Raw genomic sequence first — 20,887 nt, forward strand, 5'->3', positions numbered from 1 at the left:
CGTCAGGAGCCGGCGTCCTGGCGCTTCAGGCGGGATGCCGTGCGGCCGCGCTCGGTCGCGTCGAGGACGACCTTGCGGATACGGACCTTCTCGGGCGTGACCTCGACGCATTCGTCGTCGCGCGCGAACTCGAGGCTCTCCTCGAGGGTGAGCACACGCGGCGGCGTCATCGACTCGAAGGAGTCGGAGGTCGACGAACGCATGTTCGTGAGCTTCTTCTCCTTGGTGATGTTCACGTCCATGTCGTCGGCGCGCGAGTTCTCGCCGATGACCATGCCCTCGTAGACCTCTTCGGTCGGCTGCACGAAGAAGCTCATGCGCTCCTGCAGAGCGATCATCGCGAACGGCGTCACGACACCCGAACGGTCGGCGACGATCGAGCCGTTCTGACGCGTCGAGATCGCGCCGGCCCACTCGTCGTAGCCGTGCGAGATCGCGTTGGCGATGCCGGTTCCGCGGGTGATCGTGAGGAACTCGCTCCGGAAGCCGATGAGGCCGCGCGACGGGACGATGAATTCCATGCGCACCCAGCCGGTGCCGTGGTTGGTCATCGTCTCCATACGGCCCTTGCGGCTCGCCATCAGCTGCGTGATCGCGCCGAGGTGCTCCTCGGGAGCGTCGATGGTGAGGTGCTCGAACGGCTCGGTGAGCTTGCCGTTCTCGTCGCGACGTGTGACGACCTGCGGCTTGCCGACCGTGAGCTCGAAGCCCTCGCGGCGCATGTTCTCGACGAGGATCGCGAGAGCCAGCTCGCCGCGGCCCTGGACCTCCCACGCGTCGGGCTGGCCGATGTCGACGACCTTGAGCGACACGTTGCCGATGAGCTCGCGGTCGAGGCGGTCCTTCACCATGCGCGCGGTCAGCTTGTGACCCTTGACCTTGCCCATGAGGGGCGATGTGTTCGTGCCGATGGTCATCGAGATCGCCGGGTCGTCGACCGTGATGGCCGGGAGCGGGCGGATGTCCTCGGGGTCGGCGATCGTCTCGCCGATCGTGATGTTCTCGAAACCGGCGATGGCGACGATGTCGCCGGGGCCGGCGGACTCCGCCGGGTAGCGCTCGAGGGCGCGGGTCTTCAGGAGCTCCGTGATGCGGGCGTTGCTGGTCGAGCCGTCGGCGCGGACCCAGGCGACCGTCTGGCCCTTCTTCAGCGTGCCGTTGAACACGCGCAGGAGTGCGAGGCGACCGAGGAACGGCGACGAGTCGAGGTTCGTGACCCAGGCCTGCAGGGGCGCCTCGTCGTCGTAGGACGGAGCCGGGACGTGCTCGAGGATCGCACCGAAGAGCGGCTCGAGGTCGTCGTTGTCGGGGAGCGATCCGTTGTCGGGACGGTTGCGCGAGGCGGCACCGGCGCGACCGGACGCGTAGACGACGGGAACGTCGAGGAGCGCGTCGACGTCGAGGTCGGGCACGTCGTCCTGGAGGTCCGAGGCGAGACCCAGGAGGAGGTCGTGCGCCTCTTCCTCGACCTCGGCGATGCGGGCATCGGGACGGTCGGTCTTGTTCACCAGCAGGATGACCGGGAGCTTGGCCTCGAGCGCCTTGCGCAGGACGAAGCGGGTCTGCGGGAGCGGGCCCTCGGAGGCATCCACCAGGAGGACGACGCCGTCGACCATCGACAGACCGCGCTCGACCTCGCCGCCGAAGTCGGCGTGCCCGGGGGTGTCGATCACGTTGATCGTGACGGGCTCGGCGGAGTGGGCGCCGGCGTACGTGATCGTCGTGTTCTTCGCGAGGATCGTGATGCCCTTTTCGCGCTCGAGGTCGTTCGAGTCCATCGCGCGCTCTTCGACGTGCGCGTGCTCACCGAACGAGCCGGTCTGGCGGAGCATGGCATCGACGAGCGTCGTCTTGCCGTGGTCGACGTGCGCGACGATCGCGACGTTACGGAGGTCAGGACGAAGGGCGTGCGCCATGAAGGGGATTCCTTGCAGAGAGGGTGATGCCGGGATGCCGGCAGTCCACTTTACCGCAGACGGCGACACGCCGACGGGGCGAGGACCTTTCGGTCCCCGCCCCGCCGGTGCTGTGTGTGCGGACTGCTTACTCGGCAGCCCAGCCGACGATCGTCCAGTCGATGGTCTCGAACTGGGTGGCGCCCCAGTTCACGAGACCGTCCTTGACCGCGTAGACGTTGGGGAGCGGTGCGATCGGGAACATGGGGACGTAGTTCCAGATCACATCGTTGATCTCCTTGGCGATCTCGATGCGCTTAGCGGGGTCGAGCTCGGCGTTGGCCTGGTCGTACAGAGCGCCCAGCTTGTCGTCCGTCGTACCCGTGAAGTTCGACTCGGAGTCGAGCGGGTAGTAAAGCGCCTCCGACGAGGAGATCGGGAACGCGGTGCCGACCCACGAGAACGACACCATCTCGAAGTTACCGGGGATGACGTAGTCGCTGAAGTAGGTCGCGGCGGGAACCGTGACCAGCTCGACGGGGATGCCGAACGCGTTCAGGTCGGCCTGGACCTGCTCCGAGCGCTGGATGTTCGTTGCCGTGTCGGCGGGAACCGTGACGGTGAGCTTGAGCTCGGTGCCGTCCTTCGTCCAGGACTCGCCTTCACTGCCCTCGTAGCCGGCTTCCTCGAGGTACTCCGCAGCCTTCGCGTTGTCCTGCGCGAGCGCCTTGTCCTCGTAGCCGTTCTGGCCGGGCATGAAGATGTAATCGCCCTGCGTGATCGGAGGAGCGTCGACGGGCGTGTTCGCCGAGGCGGCGATCTGCTCGCGGTTGACGATCGACGCGACGGCCTTGCGGACGTTGACGTCGGAGAGAGGACCTTCCTTGGCGTTCATCGTGACGTGCGTCCATGTGGTGCCACCGGACGTCTCGATCTTCGCGTCGGAACGGGTCTTGGCCGTCTGGTACAGGTCGGCGTTGGCCGAGATGTACAGGGCGTCGAGCTCTGAGTTGGCGAACGAGGCGCCCTGCTGGTCCTGGCTGACCGCGCGGAACAGGACGGTTTCGAGCTTCGGAGTCGCACCCCACCACTGCGGGTTGCGCTCCAGGGTGACGACCTGGCCGGTCGTGTCGATCTTCGAGATCTTGAACGGGCCGGAGGACGGAACGGCCTTGGTGCGGTAGCCGTCGTTGTACGCCGCGGGGTCGCTCGAGATGGATGCCGGAAGCAGCCCGCCCGTGAACAGCCCCTGCCAGTCCGCGTAGATGCTCGAGAACGTGATCTTCACGTCGAACTCGTCCGCACCCTGCTCGACCGAAGAGATGTCTTCCCAGCCGGCGGTGGAGGCGGGGGTGAACTCCTTGTTGGAGCCGTTCTGCGCCTTCCAGTACGCGATGTAATCGGCAGCCGTGATCGGTGTGCCGTCCTCCCACTTCGCATCGGGGTTCAGCTTGATCTCGACGACCTGCGGGTCATCGCTCGTGAGCTCCGCCGACGACGCGTAGTTCTCGTCGACGACGGGCGTGCCGTCTTCCTTGATCTTGAAGGGCCCGCCGGTGGTCCCCTCGACGATGTCGACGGTGTCCGCCTCATTGCCGTCGACCTGGTTGATGTTGAACTGCACCGGCAGCGATCCGACCGCGAGGGTCAGCGTGCCGCCGTCCTTGACCTGGGCCGCATCGGCACGGGTCCACGCCGTGGCGGGGAGCTCCGGGGCTGCCGACTCGCTCTGGGTGGGCGCACCGGTGTTTCCGGCAGCACAACCAGAGATCACGAGTGCGGCGACGCCGAGCAGCGCCAAAGACCCGAACGGCTTTGCACCTCGAATCTTCATGTGATTGTTCCTCTCGTTTACCTTTTGGTGACCACCGGCGGAATGGTGCGCCCGCCGGAGGGGGTTCAGGATGCGGCCGACAGCGCGACCTCGTCGACCAGCGTCGAGTCCTCGACGTGGTGGCAGGCGACGCGCGCACGGCCGTGAGGCGTCAACTCCGGCTCGACGGAACGGCACATGTCCTGGCGCGTCTCGTCGAGGAGCTTGTACAGGGGGCAGCGTGTGCGGAACCGGCATCCGCTGATCTCCTGCGTCGGGCTCGGCAGATCTCCCTGCAGGAGCACCCGCGCCCGCCCGCGCTCGATGCGCGGGTCGGGGATCGGAGCCGCCGAGATGAGGGCCTTGGTGTAAGGATGCTGCGGGTTGTCGAATACCGAGGACACCGGCCCCTGCTCCACGACGGAACCGAGATACATCACGGCGACGTCGTCGGCGATCTGACGGACGACGGCGAGGTCGTGCGCGACGAAAAGGTACGACAGTCCCAGCTGAGCCTTGAGATCTTCGAGCAGGTTGATGACGCCGGCTTGGATCGACACGTCGAGCGCTGACACCGGCTCGTCGAGCACGATGACGGACGGGTTGGTCGCGAGGGCTCGGGCGATGCCGATGCGCTGGCGCTGGCCTCCCGAGAACTCGTGCGGATAGCGGTCGGCCATCGACGGGTCGAGACCGACGAGATCGAGCAGCTCGAGGGCGCGCTTGTCGCGGTCGGTCTTCTTGGCGCCGATCGCCCAGAGCGGCTCGGTGATGACCTCGCTGATCGGAAGACGGGGGTCGATGGCGCCCATAGGATCCTGGAACACGATCTGCACGTCGCGGCGAAGTGCGTGGCGTTCGCGCGGGCTGAGCGAGCCGACGTCCTTGCCGTTGATCTTGATCGACCCGGACTGCGGCGCGGTCATCTCCATGATCTCGAGAATCGTGGTCGTTTTGCCGCAGCCCGACTCCCCCACGAGACCCATCGTGCGGCCCGGCTTGAGCGAGAAGGAGACGCCGTCGACGGCGCGGACCGTGCCCACACGGCGCGGGAAGACCGCACCCTTCATGAGGGGGAAGTGACGGCGCAGGTCCGTGACCTCGACGACCGGCGCAGCACCGGAATCCACGAGCTCGCCGTCGATGATCGGATCCGCGACTGTGAAGACTTCGCTCCGCGCGATCTCACCGCGGGCGATCTCGCCTCCACGGATGCAGGCGGCGACGTGCTCGGGACCGGACGCCGGGTCGTGGGCGATCAGATCGGGCTCGACGTCGCGGCACGCGTCGACCGCGATAGGGCAACGCGCCGCAAAGGGGCATCCCTTGGGGAGCGATGCGAGGGACGGCGGGCGGCCCTCAAGAGGGACGAGCCGCTGGGTGCCGGCTGTGAGCATGTTCGGGACCGAGCGCAGCAGACCGATCGAGTACGGCATCTGCGGCTCGTGGAAGACCTGATCCGTGGTGCCGAGCTCGACGAGCTTGCCGGCGTACATGACGCCCACGCGGTCGGCGTGTCCCGCGACGACACCGAGGTCGTGGGTGATCAGAACGACCGCGGCGCCGGTGATCTCCTTGGCCTTCTCGAGGACTTCGAGGATCTGCGCCTGGATGGTGACGTCGAGAGCCGTCGTGGGCTCGTCCGCGATGATCACCTTCGGGTCGTTCGCGATCGCCATGGCGATCATCGCTCGCTGCCGCATGCCGCCGGAGAACTCGTGCGGGAAGGCTTTGGCGCGCCGGTCGGGGTCGGGTATGCCGACCGTCTTCAGCAATTCGACGGCCCGCGCGGCCGCCGCCTGAGACGAGAGCTTCGAATCGTGGAGACGCAGCGCCTCGGCGATCTGGTCGCCGACGGTGTAGACCGGAGTCAGCGCCGACAGCGGGTCCTGAAAGACCATGGACAGCTGCTTGCCACGGATGCGGGACAGCTTCTTGTCGTCCATGCCCAGGAGCGACTTGCCCTCGAACTCGATCGCGCCCGTCACCTGCGCGTTGCTGGGGAGGAGGCCCATCACGGCGAGCGAGGACACGGACTTGCCTGAACCGGACTCGCCGACGATGCCGAGGAACTCCCCCGGGTGGACGTCGTACGAGATGCCTCGGACCGCCTGCACGTCGCCCGAACCGCGCTGCGGGAAGGTGACGCTGAGGTCGCGGACTGACAGAAGAGGCGTGCGACGGGACTGCGTCGACGAGAGAAGGGATTCAGGCACGGTTGGCCCCCGAGGTCGGGTCGATCGCATCGCGCAGGGCGTCGCCGATGAGACTGATGGCGAATAGAAGGACGATGAGGACACCCGCCGGGAAGACGAACAGCCACGGGCGCGTCAGCGCGGCCGACGTGCCGTCCGCGAGCAGGGTGCCGAGCGAGACATCCGGCTTCTGCACGCCGAAGCCGAAGTAGCTCAGCGACGTCTCGGACATGATCATCGAGACGATCCCGAGTGTCACGTCGATGATGAGCAAGGACGCGATGTTCGGGAGGATGTGGCGGCTCAGGATCTTCCGCGTCGGCAGACCCATGTACCGTGCGGCCCGCACGAAGTCGCGATTGCGCAGCGAACGCGTCTGGTTGCGGACCACTTGCGCCATGATCATCCAGCTGAAGATCGCAAGGAAGAAGGTCAGCGCGATCCACGACAGGCTTTTGAACAGCGGGCTGAGCAGCACCAGGATGAAGAACGACGGGACGACGAGCAACAGGTGGGTGAACCAGCTGATGACCTTGTCCGTCACTCCCCCGACGTAGCCCGCGACGGAGCCGATGACGGCGGCGAGCAGCGTCCCGAGGATGCCGGCGACGAGACCGATGATGAGGGACTTCTGCAGCCCCGCCATCGTCTGGGCGAAGATGTCCTGCCCGATGCTGTTGGTGCCGAACCAGTGGCGGAGCGTGGGCCCCATGCCCATGTTGTAGACGTCACGATCGGTGATCGACCACGGCGTCAGGAACGGTCCGACGATGGACAGCAGCACGATGGCGGCGAAAGCGATCGCGCCGACCCAGAACCGCGGCATCCCGCGCAGTCGACGCCAGACGAGACCGTTCCGGGAGAGCGGGCGGCGCTGCTTCGTGATGGTCTGTTCGTCGTCGAGGCTCACCTCGACGGCTTCTTGCTGAGCGATAACCATGTCAGCTCCTCACACGGGGGTCGAGGGCGGCGTAGATGATCTCCGAGAACGTCGAGGAGAGCAGCACGAGAATGGCGACGAACAGGGTGCTCCCCGCTGCCGCGTTGACGTCGTTCGTGTTGACGGCCTGCAGCAGGAACTGGCCCATGCCGCGCCAGCTGAAGACGATCTCGAGCATGGCGGAGCCCGCGACGAGTGTGCCGAAGCTGTACGCGAAAAAGGTCGACATCGGGATGAGCGCGATCCGCACACCGTGGCGGAACAGCGCCGGTCCGCGCTCGAGACCCTTTGATCGAGCAGTACGGATGTAGTCGGCTCCCAGGACGTCGAGCATGACGCTGCGCTGGTAGCGCGAGTAGCTCGCCGCGCTCATGAGGATGAGCGCCAACGTCGGCAGCAGGAGGTGCACCGCTCTGTCGAGCGTCAGATCCCACCAGCTTCCACTGATACCGGCACTGTATTCGCCGGTGAAGGTGATCAGTTGTACGCCCAGGCTGTTGTTGAGGGCCGTCGCACCGATCATCAGGAGAACGCCGATCACGAACGTCGGCGTGGCGAAGATGAGGAACGATCCGTACGTGACGATCTGGTCGCTGGCGCGGTACTGGCGGACTGCACCCCAGACTCCGAGCAGGACGCCGATGACCGCGCCGATGATCGATCCGATGAGGAGGAGACGCAGACTCGCCCCGGAGCGGGCGATGATCTCCTCGACGACGGGCTGCTTGCCGATCGTGATGCCGAGCGATCCCTGCGTGAAGAGGCCGACGAGCCAGTGCCACAGGCGGGCGATGACCGGCACGTCGGGGCTTTGGCCCAGCTGGGCGAGGGAGGCATCGATCGACGCCTGCGGCGGACGAGGGTTCCTGCCGTAGAACGCGTCTCCGGGCCGGAAGATCGAGCTGGCCAGGACGTAGGCCATGCACGTGGCGATCAGGCTCAGGAACGCGTAATTGACGAACCGGCGGAGGACGTACAGCGTCACCGGGAAATCCCGGCGGTTCGGGTCGCTGGCACAGACATGGTGGTGCTCTTTCTCGGGCTTACGCGCTCTTGCGTTTGCGTTCGATCACCGGAACCGGATCCGGCCTCAACGACCCTAACTCGCTCATCAACGCTGACAAGACCGTGTGGAGAACTCTTTGTATGAACGTAACATTGCGTGACTTGCTCGCAAAATGACTGTGAACACCCCGCGCAATTGGCCAGTACGCTCAGCCGTTGGCGCCGCTGATGATCACCGCGCTCAGTGCCCAGGCGACGATCACGACCAGCGCGAAGATCGCGCGCAGATCCCAGCCACGGACGACACGACCCGCACCGGAACCGGTTTCACTGGCGGACAGCCACTGCTCCCGGATGAGCTCGAGATCGCGGAGCGCGGGAGGGATCCGCGCTCGAGGGCTCGGGTCAGGCCGGAGACCCGGCCGCGGCGGCCGCCCCGCGACGGGTCCGCCGAAGGCACTGACGGTACGACCGTCATCCAGCGTGAAACGCACCTGATAGCGGATGCCGATGTCGCTCACCCGATCCCACGGAATCCGGACCACGCGAAGGAGGTTCTGCACCGTCGCACCGCGGGCATCGACCGCCACATGAGAGACGAAGGTGGCGACGTAGATGAACCAGAGGACCAGCAGCATCCAGGGAGCCAGCAGGAGCATCTCGCCCCACCCGGCGCGGACCACGGCATCGACGAGGAGCAACAGGGTCACGATGGACGCCAGGATCAGGGCGACGGTCCCCGAGGGAGCCCGGAAGACCCGCGGCGAGGCCGCCCGGGGATCACCCGGACGCGCCTCGCCGTTCATAGGGCCGCTGCTCACCGCGCCCCGCCCAGGGGGATGTCCGCCCCGGGGATGGCCGCGAGGAGCCGCTTCGTGTAGTCCTGAGCGGGCGTGGTGAAGATCTCGTCCACCGTTCCCTGCTCGACGACGCGCCCCTGCTCCATGACGCAGACCATGTCCGCGGCGACACGGACGACCGCGAGGTCGTGCGTGATGAAGAGATACGTCAGGTCGAGCTCGGACTGAAGGTCGGCGAGCAGGCGCAGGATCTGATCCTGAACGAGAACGTCGAGGGCCGACACCGCCTCGTCGAGGACGACGATCGACGGCTTGAGTGCCAGCGCACGCGCAATGGCGATGCGCTGCCGCTGGCCGCCGGAGAGCTCGTTCGGGTACCGCCAGGCGACCTCGCGCGGAAGCGACACCTGCTCGAGGAGCTCGAACACGCGCTCGCGACGCGACTTCTCATCCCCCACTCCGTGCACACGCAGCGGCTCGGCGATCAAGGCGCCGATGCTCCGGAGCGGATCGAGGGACCCGTAGGGATCCTGGAACACCGGCTGCATACGGCTGCGGAGGGCGAAGACCTCTTTGCGGCTCATGCCCGAGGTGTCTTCACCGTCCACCAGAACCGAGCCGCTCGTCGGCTTCTCGAGCTGCAGGACCATCTTGGCGACCGTGGACTTGCCCGAGCCGGACTCCCCCACCAGTGCGAGGGTCTTGCCCCGCGGGATCTGGAAGGACACTCCGTCCACCGCGCGGAACGGCTCACTGCGGAAGCCACCCGACCGGATCTTGTACTCCTTGACGAGGTCGCGGACCTCGACGACGGGCGTGGCAGCAGCCATGTCGTCGATGTGCTCGACACCCCGCCGCTCGACGACGGCCTGGATCCGCTGCGAGGCGATGCTCGGAGCGGCAGCGACGAGGCGCTGCGTGTAGGGGTGCTGCGGCGCTTCGAGGATGAGGCGGCTAGGCCCGGACTCGACGATCTCGCCCTGGTTCATCACGATGATGCGGTCCGCACGTTCGGCGGCGAGACCGAGGTCGTGCGTGATGAAGAGCACAGCGGTGCCCTTCTCGCGCGTGAGCGACGCGAGGTGATCGAGGATGACGCGCTGCACCGTCACGTCGAGCGCGCTGGTCGGCTCATCGGCGATCAGGAGCTTCGGGTCGGCCGCCAGACCGATTCCGATCAGCGCCCGCTGGCGCATGCCGCCCGAGAATTGGTGCGGGAACTGGTGCATGCGACGCTCGGCATCCGCAAGCCCTGCCTGCTTCAACACCTCGACCGCGCGCTCCCGCGCCTGCCTGCGGGTCGATGCCAGCCCGTTCGCGCGGACGGCTTCCTCGACCTGGAATCCGATCGACCAGACCGGGTTCAGGTTCGACATCGGGTCCTGCGGAACGTAGCCGATGTCGCGCCCGCGGATGGATTCCATCTCACGACGACCAGCGCTGAGGAGATCGACACCGTCGAGCGAGATCGATCCACCCGTCACGGCGCCCGTCCCGGGAAGCAGGTTGATGACGGCAGCTGCGGTCGTCGACTTGCCGGAACCGGACTCGCCGACGATCGCGACCGTCTCGCCCGGGAAGACATCGAGGTCGACACCGTGGAGGACCTCGCGCGCCTTCTTCCCTGTCCCGAAGGACACGGTCAGGTCACGGATCTGCAGAAGGGGCTGCGACACGGCGCTCTCCTTGTGGCCGGCGCGCAGGCGTGCGCGGCTGGTGGGGTTCTCGATATCACTCATCGCTGTGCCCTCGACTTCGGGTCGACGGCGTCACGGAGGAGCTCACCGAGCGTGATGAAGGCGAGCACCGAAACGGTGAGGGCGAGCGACGGCCAGAACAGCGCCATCGGGGCCGACCGGATCTGGTTCTGCGCTTGGCTGATGTCCAGACCCCATGACACGGTCGAGCCGCCCAGGCCGACACCGAGGAAGGACAGCGTCGACTCCGCGACGATCGCGGTGCCGAGGCTGAGGGTCGTGACCACGATGACCGGGGCCATCGCATTCGGCAGGACGTGCGTGACCATCGTCCGGAAGCGCGACAGACCGATCGAGATCGACGCCGTCACGTAATCGGACTGCTTGACCCGCAGGACCTCGGCTCGCGCGATGCGCGCCGTGCTGGCCCACGAGAACCCGCCGATCGCGAGAGCGAGGACGAACTCGTTCCGATAGTCGGCCAGGACGGACATGACGACGACCGCCGCGATGATGTAAGGAATGGTGAAGAAGACGTCACCGACGCGGGAGAGCACGGTGTCGAGGAACCCGCCGTAGAAGCCGGCGAGAGCGCCCATGATGACGCCGATGACCGTGGAGATGAGCGTCGCCATCACACCGACGATCATCGACGTGCGGGTGCCGTGGACGACGCGCGACCAGATGTCGCAGCCCTGCCGGTCGAAGCCGAGCGGGTGCCCCGCGGTGGGATCGCCGTTGCTGTTGTCCAGGCTGCAGACGCCACCGGACGGCGCCACCGACGTGAAGAGCGTCGGGGCCACCGCCATGGCGACGATGATCGCGCACAGCAGGACGGAGATCCAGAAGGTGGGACGCCGGCGCAGGTCGCGCCACGCGTCGATCCAGAGATTGCTCTTCTTCTCGCCCAGTCGGAGCTGGTCGACGGGGACCGATTCCGTGTTCGTCGGCGCGACGTAGTGTGCGGAGTTACTTGACATAGCGGATCCTCGGGTCGAGCAGGCCGTAGAGAAGGTCGACGACCAGGTTCACCAGCACGTAGATCACGACGAAGATCGTGACGAACGACACCACGGTCGGCGTCTCGCGCTGCGTGATCGCCGTGAACAGCGTGTTGCCCACGCCGGGCACGTTGAAGATGCCCTCGGTGACCGTGGCGCCGACCATCAGGATGCCGAACTGGGTCGCCGTGTCGGTGACCATCGGGATCATCGAGTTGCGGAGGACGTGCACGGGGATGACGCGTCGCCGCGAGAGGCCCTTCGAGTAGGCCGTGCGGACCCAGTCCTGACCGAGCGTCTCGATCATGGAGGCACGAGTCAGCCGCATGCTGGACGCGTAGATGCTCAGACCGAGCACGATCGCGGGGAGCCACAGGTCGCCCCAGTCGTTGCGACCGCCAACCGTCGGTCGGAACCACCCGAGCTGCACGCCGAGGAAGTACTGGGCGAGGAAGCAGAGGACGAAGATCGGGATCGCGATGAAGATGAGCGCGGTGACGAGCGCGCCGTTGTCGAAGATCGATCCCTTCCAGATGGCGGACAGGGCGCCGACGACGAGCGCAAGCACGAAGGCGATCGCGACCGACATGATCGCGAGGCGCATCGTGACGGGGACGGTACGGGCGAGGACGTCGTTCACGCTCTGACCGGAGAACGTCGTGCCGAAATCGAAGCGGAAGATGCCGCCCAGATAGTTCGCATACTGGACGATGAACGGCTCGTTGAGCTTGTACTGCTCGCGCAGCGAGTCGATGACAGCCTGCGGGGGCTGCTTGTCGCCGAACAACGCGGCGACCGGATCTCCGGGCAGACCGAAGACCATGAAATAGATCAGCAGAGTGGACCCGAGGAACACGGGAATCACCTGCAGGATCCGTCGGAGGATGTAATAGGCCACCCTCGGCCCCCTTTCAGGGAAAAGACGTATCAGTGCTCACGCACGAAGAAGGGCCCCGCAACGCGGCGCCCCTGAGTTTCCCATCCTCGACCTCGGTTCCTGAAAGAACGGTGAGATGGACGGGTCACGCCACGAGGCGGTGACGGGTGACCGTCACCGCCTCGTGTGAGGTGATGCTGAGAGCAGATTACTTGGTGATGTTGTAGTACAGCGGCACCGAGTTCCAGCCGAACTCGACGTTCTGAACGCCGTCAGCCCAGCCGCCGTTCACGTTCGAGTACCAGAGCGGGATGGCGGGGAGGTCCTCGAAGAGAACCGACTGAGCCTCGAGGAGCGTCGCGTTGCGCGCTGCCTCGTCGGTCTCGCTGATGCCCTTCGCGAGCAGGTCGTCGAAGTTCTTGTCCGAGTACTTGCCATCGTTCGAGCCGGCGCCGGTCGCGTAGAGCGGGCCGAGGAAGTTGTACAGGCCGGGGTAGTCGGCCTGCCAGCCGGAGCGGAAGGCGTCGACCTTCTCGTTGTCACGGGCGTCGAGGTAGGTAGCGAAGTCCGGGAAGGGCTCGCCGACGGCCTTGATGCCGAGGACCTTCGAGACGGAGTTCGACACAGCGTCGACCCATGCCTGGTGGGGACCGTCAGCGTTGTAGGAGATGGTGAAATCCTTGCCGCTGTACGGCTTGATGGCGTTCGCCTCGTCCCACAGCTGCTTGGCGAGCTCGGGGTCGTACTCGAGGACGTCGTTACCGGGGACCGTGTCGCTCCAGCCGTCGATGACCGGCGACGTGAAGTCCTTCGCCGGCGTGCGGGTGCCCTTGAAGATGACGTCGGTGATCTGCTCGCGGTTGATCGCGTGGGAGATCGCCGCGCGGCGCAGCTTGCCCTCTTCGTCGGTCTGGAAGCCCTCGAGCCACTCGGGGATCGTCAGCGACTGGAAGATCGCGGCGGGCTGGTTGACCGAACGGTCGTCCAGGTCGGTCTTGTAGTTCTCGAGTGCGCTGTCGGGAATCGAGTCGAGCACGTCGAGGTTACCGGCGAGGAGGTCGGTGTAGGCACCGTCGGGGTTCGGGTAGAAGACGATGTCCAGGCCACCGTTCTTCGGCGTGCGCGGGCCGTCGTAGTCCTCGTTGACGACAAGATCGATGCGGACGTTGTGCTGCCACGCGCCTTCCTTGGCCAGCTTGTACGGGCCGTTGCCGATCGGGTTCTCGCCGAAAGCCTTCATGTCATCGAACGCGACGGACGGCAGCGGCGCGTACGCCGAGTAGCCCAGGCGCTGCGCGAAGTCGGAGGCCGGCTTGTTGAGCGTGATCGTGAAGGTGTGGTCGTCGACCTTCTTCAGGCCGGTCAGCTCCGAGTCCTTCTCGTAGCTGAAGCCCTCGATGTCCTCGAAGAAGTACGAGGAGTTCTGCTTGTTGGACGCGAGCGCACCGTAGTTCCACGCCTTGATGAAGCTGTCAGCGGTGACCTCTTCGTCGTTGGTGAACTTCAGGCCCTTGCGGATCTTGACCGTCAGCTGCGTGGGCGAGTCCGTGGTGATGGACTCTGCAGCGTCGTTCTCGACGGCGCCGTCCGCCTTGTAGGAGATGAGACCAGCGAAGATCGAGTCGATGATCTTGCCGCCGCCGACCTCGTTGGTGTTGGTCGGGATGAGCGGGTTCTGGGGCTCGTTGCCGTTGGTCGAGATGACCTCGGTCGTGGTACCGCTGGAGCTGTTGTCGTCCGTGTTGGTGTCGCCACCGCCACTGGCGCAGCCGGCGAGAACCAGGCTGGTCGCACCGAGCAGGGCGAGACCCGCCACGCCGATCTTGTTGCGCTTCAAAGTGTCCTCCAAGAGACCTAATGAAAGCCCGGGTCGAGGCTTCGAGACCCGGGCGTGATGAGAAGCACACTAAGCAGGCTGAGCGCAATGCGACAAATCCCTCACAAGACCGTTACACAGCCTTTACTTGGGGAGCTCTGGATGAAGCAGTCTGATAGCTCACGCGTATCGGCACCGGGGGCCGAGCTGGACGTGGCATCCTGACCGGATGGCAGCTTTCGCGGACTCCCCCTCCCCACACCGCGCGCGGCTGTGGTGGGAGATCGGAATCGTCCTCGCCCTCTCGCTGGGGCGTTCTGCGGTCTATTCGGTGCTCGCTCTCGTCGAAGCGCTCACACGCGCACCCCTCGGGGATCAGCAGACATCCCTGAACCCCGGGGCGGCGCCCTCGGCCGTATGGGACGTCATCGGCCGGTTCCTCGACGCGTTCTTCGCGTTCGCGCCCGTCGCGCTGGCGATCTACCTGCTGTGGGAGCCCGCACGTTCGGGCTTCGCGAAGATCGGCCTGACTTTCGAACGATTCGGACGCAACCTGGGCGGCGGCGCACTCCTCGTGCTGATCATCGGCGTTCCCGGCCTGGGACTCTATGCGCTCGGCCGCGTTCTGGGCATCACCGTGCAGGTGGATGCCTCGCCGCTCGATTCGTCCTGGTGGACGATTCCGCTCCTCCTCCTCGCGGCACTCCGCGCGGGCCTTCTGGAGGAGGTCGTCATGGTGGGCTACCTCTTCGACCGCCTGCGATTCCTCGGATGGAACACGTGGACGATCATCCTGTCGACGGCGGCGCTGCGCGGGGCGTATCACGCGTACCAGGGTTTCGGTCCGCTCATCGGGAACATGGCGATGGGCGTCGTCTTCGGATGGGTGTACTCCCGTTGGGGCCGGGTCATGCCGCTCGTCGTCGCCCACGTGCTCATCGACATCATCGCGTTTGTGGGCTACCCCCTCGCCGCCGCCTGGTGGCCCGGCGTGTTCGGCCCGCCGGCGTAACCGGACGCGCGGGCCGGGTTTCGGGCTCCGATCCCGCGAGACTGCACGTGCGCGCCGAGGCTGCGGCGCGGCGCAGCGGTCTCGTGCGCCGCGTGCTGTCTCGCGGTGGGAGCGGTGCGGGCGACGGTTCCTCCACCGCGTGCGCGCCGGGCGCGGAGTCCACCAGGCGGGGCGCGATGGTGCACGGGCTGGCGGCGCGCCGCGAACCTCGAGGCCATGCCCTCGAACGCCGACCTCCTGCCCGTCGCCCGCCCCACTCCTGTCGCCTGCCCGGTACAGCTCGTGCGCGCGCAGGACGTGCCCCACGCCGCCCGCCTCGCGTCACGAGGCGAGCTCGTGTCGGTCGTGCGCGGGGTCTACTCGCCGACGGCGTCGTGGCGACCCCTCCTCCCGTGGGACCGCTATCTGGCCCGCATCCACGCCACGATCCTCACGCACCCCGGACTCGTCCTGAGCCACGAATCGGCCGCGGCGATCTGGGGGATGCCGGTGCTCGGCGACCCCGGCGTCGTCCACGCCCTGGGCGACCCGACCCGCACTTCGCGCCTGCACGCCGGGCTCCGCCTGCACACGACGACGGGCGCGCGGGACGTCGTCGACCTCGGCGGATTCGCCGCCGTCGCGCCGTCAGACTGCGCCGTCGACCTCGCGAGGGCTCGCCATGTGGTGGTGGGGCTCATCGCAGCCGATGCCGCGCTCCGTCTGGATCCGGCGGCATCCGTGGAATCGCTCGTCGAACAGAATGAGCAGCGACCGAGTTCGCGGGGGCGCCGCATCGCCCGGTGGCCCCTGCATCGCGCCAGGGCTGAGGCGGAGTCCACTCTCGAGTCCGCGAGTCGGGCGATCATCGAGTTGCTCGGCTACGAGGAACCGGAGCTGCAGACCGAGTGGAGCGGGCCAGCCGTGACCGATCGCACCGACTTCTGGTGGCCAGGATCGGGGATCGCCGGTGAGGCGGACGGCGACCTCAAGTACGACGGCCGGTTCGGTGATCCCGTGTCTCTGCTGCGCGCGCGCCGCGAGCGGGATCATCGTCTCAGGTCGCGAGGCATTCGCTCGGTCGCGCACTGGGGCTGGTCGGATCTCGTCGACCCCGACGCGCTGGACGGCATCCTCCGTGGCGCAGGCCTCCCGCGCATCGCACTTCCCGACCCGTATCGCCTCGCGACCGCTCGAATCGCGCTCGCCCCGCGCCACTCCGTCCCGAGACTGCACGCCGGCGCCGAGACCGGGGTCTGACCCCGCAGTCTCATGCGTCGCGTGCAGTCTCGCGGAAGGTCGGGCGAGCGCGGCGGCTCGCCACCACGCCTCGAGCGGTCGCGGTGCGTGGTCCAGCCGCCCAGCCCGCGTGCCGCCCCCGCCGCGAGACTGCGCGCACGCGCCGAGACCGGTGTCTCAAACCCCAGTCTCGGCGACCACGTGCAGTCTCGCGGACCGAGCCCGCCCGGGCACGGACGCGCCCGCAACGCCCGCCCCGCCGGGCCGAGCCCAGCGTCAGGCGAAAGCTTCGATCGGGGGGCAGGCGCAGACGAGGTTGCGATCGCCGTAGGCGTTGTCGATGCGGCGGACGGGCGGCCAATACTTCGTGCGCACGATGCCCGGCACGGGGTACACGGCGGTCTCGCGTGGGTACGGGTGCGCCCACTCGCTGGTGATGACGGATGCCGCGGAGTGCGGCGCGTTCACGAGCGGGTTGTCGTTCGCCGGCCACTCCCCCGCCGCGACGGCGTCGGCCTCGCCGCGGATCGCGATCATCGCCTCGACGAAGCGGTCGAGCTCGGCGAGGTCCTCGGACTCCGTCGGCTCCACCATGAGCGTCCCCGCGACCGGGAACGACATCGTCGGGGCGTGGAAGCCGTAGTCGATGAGCCGCTTCGCGACGTCGTCGACCGTGATGCCGGTGGCCTCCTTGAGCGGACGCAGGTCGAGGATGCACTCGTGCGCGACGAGTCCGCCCTCCCCCGCGTATAGCACCGGGTAGTGGCCCTCGAGGCGGCGGGCGACGTAGTTCGCCGCGAGCACCGCCGCGGCGGTCGCCTGCCGGAGTCCGTCGGCGCCCATCATCCGCACATATGCCCACGAGATCGGCAGGATGGATGCCGAGCCGTAGGGCGCGGCCGAGACCGGTCCACCGTCGAAGACGTGGCCACCGGCATGCTCGGCGCGCTGCGCCATCGGGTGCGACGGCAGGAACGGCGCGAGGTGCGCCTTCGCCGCGACGGGACCCACACCGGGTCCGCCACCGCCGTGCGGGATCGCGAACGTCTTGTGCAGGTTCAGGTGCGACACGTCGCCGCCGAGGTCGCCGAAGCGGGCGAACCCGAGCAGGGCGTTGAGGTTCGCACCGTCGACGTACACCTGGCCGCCGGCCTCGTGCACCGCGCCGGTGATGTCCATGACGTCGTGCTCGTAGACGCCGTGCGTCGACGGGTACGTGATCATGAGGGCCGCGAGGCTGTCTGCGTGCGTCTCGACCTTGGCGCGCAGATCCGACAGGTCGACGTTGCCGGCCTCGTCGCACGCGACGACGACGACCCGCATCCCGGCGAGGACGGCGGATGCCGCGTTGGTGCCATGCGCGGACGACGGGATGAGGCAGACGTCGCGGTGCAGGTCGCCCCGCGAGTGGTGGTAGCCGCGGATGGCGAGCAGGCCCGCGAGTTCGCCCTGCGAACCGGCATTCGGCTGCAGCGACACCGCGTCGTACCCGGTCACCTCGGCGAGCCACGCCTCGAGCTGCTCGATCATCACGAGGTACCCGGCGACGTCCTCGGCCGGCGCGAACGGGTGCACCCGCGCGAACTCGGGCCACGACACCGCCGCCATCTCGGTCGCCGCGTTGAGCTTCATCGTGCAGGACCCGAGCGGGATCATGCCGCGGTCGAGCGCATAGTCGCGGTCGGCGAGCTGCTTCAGGTACCGCATCATGGCGGTCTCGGAGCGGTGCGTGTTGAAGACGGGATGCGTCAGGTACTCGTCCGTGCGCCGGAGCGACTCGGGCAGGTGGGCGTTCCGGTCCCGCAGCGGCACGAACACCTTCGACGAGTCGACGCCGAAGACGGACGCCACAGCCTGCAGGTCCGCGACGGTCGTCGTCTCGTCGACCGAGATCCCGACCGAGTCGCTGTCGCGGAACCACAGCTGGTATCCGCGCCGCCGCGCGTCGGCGACCGTGTCCTCCGCGCGACCCGGCGTGCGGACCACGAGCGTGTCGAAGAACGCCTCGTGCATCACGTCCGCCCCGGAGCCGATCAGCCAGTCGCGCAGGAGGGACGCCTTCGCGGTGGTCTCCTCGGCGATCCGGCGCAGGCCGTCGGGACCGTGATAGACGGCGTACATCGCGGCCATGACGGCCAGCAGCACCTGGGCGGTGCAGATGTTCGACGTCGCCTTCTCGCGACGGATGTGCTGTTCGCGGGTCTGCAGCGACAGGCGGTAGGCGGGCTGACCCGCGGCATCCATCGACACTCCGACCAGGCGTCCCGGCAGCTGACGCTCGAGACCGGCCCGGACGGCCATGTAGCCGGCGTGCGGTCCGCCGAAGCCCATCGGCACACCGAAGCGCTGCGTCGTCCCGACGGCGACGTCGGCGCCCATCGACCCCGGCGAGCGGAGAAGGGTGAGCGCGAGGAGGTCCGCCGCGACGACGACGAGGCCCCTCTGCGCCTGCACGGCGGCGATGACCTCGGACGGGTCCCAGACCCGCCCGGTCGCGCCGGGGTACTGCACGAAGGCACCGAACGCATCGGGGACCTCGCTGAAGTCGGTCTCGACGATCTCCACGCCGACGGCGGCGGCGCGGTGGTGCAGCAGCGCCTTCGTCTGCGGCATCGCATCCGCGTCGACGAGGAACACGTCCGACGCGGACTTCGAGGCGCGTCGGGCCACCAGCATCCCCTCGACGACGGCCGTGGACTCGTCGAGCATCGACGCGTTCGCCGTCGCGAGCCCGGTGAGGTCGGTCACCATCGTCTGGAAGTTGATGAGCGCCTCGAGGCGGCCCTGCGAGATCTCGGGCTGGTACGGCGTGTAGGCCGTGTACCAGGACGGGTTCTCCAGGACGTTCCGCTGGATGACCGACGGCGTCAGCGTGTCGTAGTAGCCGAGGCCGATCATCGCGCGCGCCGCACGGTTCTGCGATGCGAGGTCGCGGAGCTCGGCGAGGGCCTCGGCCTCGGTCGCCGCGGGCGGGATGATGCTCTCGCCCGCGGCGACGTGGATCGCGTCGGGGACGGCCGTGTCGACGAGCGCCTCGACGGAATCGCGCCCGAGGACGCGGAGCATCTCGGCCTGTGCGGCCGCGTCCGTGCCGATGTGGCGGCTCTGGAAGGCCGAGCTCACGCGTCGCCGCCCGTCAGCGCGACGTAGGCGTCGCGGTCGAGGAGGTCTCCGGTGGGCGCGCCGTCGACCTTGATCTTGACGAGCCAGGCGTCGAACGCGCCGGCGTTGACCGAGGACGGGTCGTCGACGACGGCGTCGTTGATCTCGACGACCTCGCCGGTCAGCGGCGCGTAGAGCTCGCCGACGGACTTGGTCGACTCGATCTCGCCGCAGGTGTCGCCGGCGGTGACAGCGGTGCCCACGGCGGGGAGCTCGACGAAGACGACGTCACCGAGCTTCTCGGCGGCGTAATCGGTGATGCCGACGGTCGCGACGTCGCCGTCGAAGGCGATCCACTCGTGCTCGGCGGTGTAGGAGAGGGCGGTGAGGTCGGTCATTTCTGTCTCCGGTAGAAGGGCAGGGCGGTGACGGTCGCGGGGATGCGGGTCCCCCGGACGTCGATGGTCAGTTCGGTGCCCTCAGCGGATGCCGAGGGGTGGATGAGGGCCATCGCGACGGGATGGCCGAGGGTCGGGCTGAGGGCTCCCGAGGTGATCTCGCCGACGGTGTCGTCCCCGGAGAGCACGGCGTAGCCGGCGCGTCCGGCGCGGCGGCCCTCCGCGACGAGCCCCACGAGGACTGGAGCGCCGTCGAGGTCCCGGGCGGCGAGGCCGTCCTTGCCGACGAACTCCTCCTTGTCCGTGACGACGACGCGACCGAGGCCCGCCTGTGCGGGGGCGATGTCTCGCGAGAGCTCGTGGCCGTAGAGCGGCATCCCGGCCTCGAGGCGGAGCGTGTCGCGGGCGGCGAGCCCGGCCGGCACGAGCCCGTGCGCGGCGCCCGCCTCGGTGACGGCCTCCCAGAGAGCCGCGGCGGTCTCGTTCGGGACCATGAGCTCGAAGCCGTCCTCGCCGGTGTACCCGGTGCGGGCGACGAACAGGCTCCGGTCCTGGAACGAGCCGAGCGCCCAGGAGTAGTAGGTCATGTCGGCGAGGGCGGGGTCGACGCCCGCGATCCCCGCGGTCGACTCCAGGATGCCGCGGGCCGCGGGGCCCTGCACGGCGATGAGCGACATCCGGTCCGTGAGGTCCTGGATGCGGGCATCGCCCGGGTCGACGGCCGCGAAGGCGGCTGCGACGTCTGCGCGATTGCCGGCGTTGGAGATGACGATGAACTCGTCGTCCGTGATCCGGTACACGATGACGTCGTCGACGATGCCGCCATCCGCGGCGAGGACGAGGGAGTACTTCGCCTTCCCCACCTTCATCGAGGAGATCCGTCCGGCCAGTGCCCGGTCGAGGTACCCGGCGGCATCCGCCCCTTCGATGCGGAACTCCGCCATGTGCGAGATGTCGAAGATCCCGGCGGCGCTGCGCACCGCATGATGCTCGGCGAGGTCCGACGTGTAGCGGACGGGCATGAGCCAGCCGCCGAAGTCGGTGAAGGACGCGCCGAGCCGCTCGTGCAGCTCGTGCAGCGGCGATCGCCGCGGCTCGGTCGTGGTCTCGGTCATGCC

At 67.8% G+C, this 20,887-nt stretch carries 15 protein-coding genes; 2 read left to right on the forward strand and 13 right to left on the reverse strand.

Translation table 11 applies throughout. From position 1 onward, the window contains the following. Positions 1–2: 2 nt before the first annotated feature. From typA to BLP38_RS06100, 10 genes are all read right to left on the reverse strand, one after another. The gene (gene typA / locus BLP38_RS06055; protein ID WP_091354461.1) at positions 3–1,916 is read right to left on the reverse strand and encodes a translational GTPase TypA; all 1,914 of its coding nucleotides are present in this window, start codon (positions 1,914–1,916) and stop codon (positions 3–5) included. A 127-nt stretch (positions 1,917–2,043) separates the two neighbouring features. Beyond that, positions 2,044–3,729 carry an ABC transporter family substrate-binding protein gene (locus BLP38_RS06060; protein WP_197672428.1) on the reverse strand — a complete coding sequence of 562 codons (1,686 nt, stop codon included), beginning with the start codon at positions 3,727–3,729 and terminating at the stop codon, positions 2,044–2,046. 65 nt (positions 3,730–3,794) lie between these two features. Further along, positions 3,795–5,924: an ABC transporter ATP-binding protein gene (locus tag BLP38_RS06065; protein WP_091354467.1), complete on the reverse strand. Its 2,130-nt coding sequence runs from the start codon at positions 5,922–5,924 to the stop codon at positions 3,795–3,797. Continuing rightward, positions 5,917–6,843, reverse strand: a complete 927-nt coding sequence (locus BLP38_RS06070; protein WP_091354470.1) for an ABC transporter permease — start codon at positions 6,841–6,843, stop codon at positions 5,917–5,919. Before BLP38_RS06070 ends, BLP38_RS06065 begins: the two co-directional genes overlap by 8 nt. Position 6,844: 1 nt before the next feature. Then, positions 6,845–7,828 carry an ABC transporter permease gene (locus tag BLP38_RS06075; RefSeq protein ID WP_091354473.1) on the reverse strand — a complete coding sequence of 328 codons (984 nt, stop codon included), beginning with the start codon at positions 7,826–7,828 and terminating at the stop codon, positions 6,845–6,847. Positions 7,829–8,057: 229 nt separating this feature from the next. Continuing rightward, a complete protein-coding gene (locus BLP38_RS06080) occupies positions 8,058–8,669 on the reverse strand; it encodes a PH domain-containing protein (protein WP_091354476.1) in 612 nt (203 codons plus the stop codon). Next, on the reverse strand, positions 8,666–10,387 hold the full coding sequence (locus BLP38_RS06085) for an ABC transporter ATP-binding protein (protein ID WP_091354481.1): 1,722 nt from the start codon (positions 10,385–10,387) through the stop codon (positions 8,666–8,668). The genes BLP38_RS06080 and BLP38_RS06085 overlap by 4 nt, the downstream gene beginning before the upstream one ends. Beyond that, complete coding sequence (locus BLP38_RS06090) at positions 10,384–11,325, reverse strand: ABC transporter permease (RefSeq protein ID WP_091354485.1); 942 nt, start codon at positions 11,323–11,325, stop codon at positions 10,384–10,386. Before BLP38_RS06090 ends, BLP38_RS06085 begins: the two co-directional genes overlap by 4 nt. Further along, positions 11,315–12,244 (reverse strand): ABC transporter permease, encoded by a 930-nt coding sequence (locus BLP38_RS06095; protein ID WP_091354488.1) that lies wholly within the window; start codon positions 12,242–12,244, stop codon positions 11,315–11,317. Before BLP38_RS06095 ends, BLP38_RS06090 begins: the two co-directional genes overlap by 11 nt. Positions 12,245–12,431: 187 nt before the next feature. Beyond that, positions 12,432–14,060 carry a peptide ABC transporter substrate-binding protein gene (locus BLP38_RS06100; protein ID WP_091354492.1) on the reverse strand — a complete coding sequence of 543 codons (1,629 nt, stop codon included), beginning with the start codon at positions 14,058–14,060 and terminating at the stop codon, positions 12,432–12,434. A 208-nt stretch (positions 14,061–14,268) separates the two neighbouring features. Between BLP38_RS06100 and BLP38_RS06105 the strand changes: the two genes are divergently transcribed. After that, positions 14,269–15,051, forward strand: a complete 783-nt coding sequence (locus BLP38_RS06105; RefSeq protein ID WP_091354495.1) for a CPBP family intramembrane glutamic endopeptidase — start codon at positions 14,269–14,271, stop codon at positions 15,049–15,051. Between the two features lie 216 nt (positions 15,052–15,267). After that, the gene (locus tag BLP38_RS06110) at positions 15,268–16,290 is read left to right on the forward strand and encodes a hypothetical protein (RefSeq protein WP_091354497.1); all 1,023 of its coding nucleotides are present in this window, start codon (positions 15,268–15,270) and stop codon (positions 16,288–16,290) included. 255 nt (positions 16,291–16,545) lie between these two features. Here BLP38_RS06110 and gcvP read toward each other — a convergent pair whose 3' ends face one another. The 3 genes from gcvP to gcvT are packed head-to-tail and all read right to left on the reverse strand — an operon-like array spanning position 16,546 to position 20,884. Further along, positions 16,546–19,335, reverse strand: coding sequence for an aminomethyl-transferring glycine dehydrogenase (gene gcvP / locus BLP38_RS06115; protein ID WP_231916596.1), 2,790 nt, complete (start codon positions 19,333–19,335; stop codon positions 16,546–16,548). Positions 19,336–19,388: 53 nt separating this feature from the next. Next, positions 19,389–19,769 (reverse strand): glycine cleavage system protein GcvH, encoded by a 381-nt coding sequence (gcvH, locus tag BLP38_RS06120; RefSeq protein ID WP_091354502.1) that lies wholly within the window; start codon positions 19,767–19,769, stop codon positions 19,389–19,391. Next, the gene (gene gcvT / locus BLP38_RS06125) at positions 19,766–20,884 is read right to left on the reverse strand and encodes a glycine cleavage system aminomethyltransferase GcvT (protein ID WP_091354505.1); all 1,119 of its coding nucleotides are present in this window, start codon (positions 20,882–20,884) and stop codon (positions 19,766–19,768) included. Before gcvT ends, gcvH begins: the two co-directional genes overlap by 4 nt. Positions 20,885–20,887 lie beyond the last annotated feature (3 nt).

It is taken from the genome of Microbacterium sp. LKL04 (genome assembly GCF_900102005.1).
In the GTDB taxonomy this organism is placed as follows: domain Bacteria; phylum Actinomycetota; class Actinomycetes; order Actinomycetales; family Microbacteriaceae; genus Microbacterium.

What these genes read in the sequence shown, in the direction of transcription:
- typA (WP_091354461.1), bottom strand. Translation starts at nt 1,916, where the DNA reads ATGGCGCACGCCCTTCGTCCTGACCTCCGTAACGTCGCGATCGTCGCG.
- gcvT (WP_091354505.1), bottom strand. Translation starts at nt 20,884, where the DNA reads ATGACCGAGACCACGACCGAGCCGCGGCGATCGCCGCTGCACGAGCTG.
- BLP38_RS06090 (WP_091354485.1), bottom strand. Translation starts at nt 11,325, where the DNA reads ATGTCAAGTAACTCCGCACACTACGTCGCGCCGACGAACACGGAATCG.
- BLP38_RS06085 (WP_091354481.1), bottom strand. Translation starts at nt 10,387, where the DNA reads ATGAGTGATATCGAGAACCCCACCAGCCGCGCACGCCTGCGCGCCGGC.
- gcvH (WP_091354502.1), bottom strand. Translation starts at nt 19,769, where the DNA reads ATGACCGACCTCACCGCCCTCTCCTACACCGCCGAGCACGAGTGGATC.
- BLP38_RS06105 (WP_091354495.1), top strand. Translation starts at nt 14,269, where the DNA reads ATGGCAGCTTTCGCGGACTCCCCCTCCCCACACCGCGCGCGGCTGTGG.
- BLP38_RS06060 (WP_197672428.1), bottom strand. Translation starts at nt 3,729, where the DNA reads ATGAAGATTCGAGGTGCAAAGCCGTTCGGGTCTTTGGCGCTGCTCGGC.
- BLP38_RS06070 (WP_091354470.1), bottom strand. Translation starts at nt 6,843, where the DNA reads ATGGTTATCGCTCAGCAAGAAGCCGTCGAGGTGAGCCTCGACGACGAA.
- gcvP (WP_231916596.1), bottom strand. Translation starts at nt 19,335, where the DNA reads ATGCTCCGCGTCCTCGGGCGCGATTCCGTCGAGGCGCTCGTCGACACG.
- BLP38_RS06110 (WP_091354497.1), top strand. Translation starts at nt 15,268, where the DNA reads ATGCCCTCGAACGCCGACCTCCTGCCCGTCGCCCGCCCCACTCCTGTC.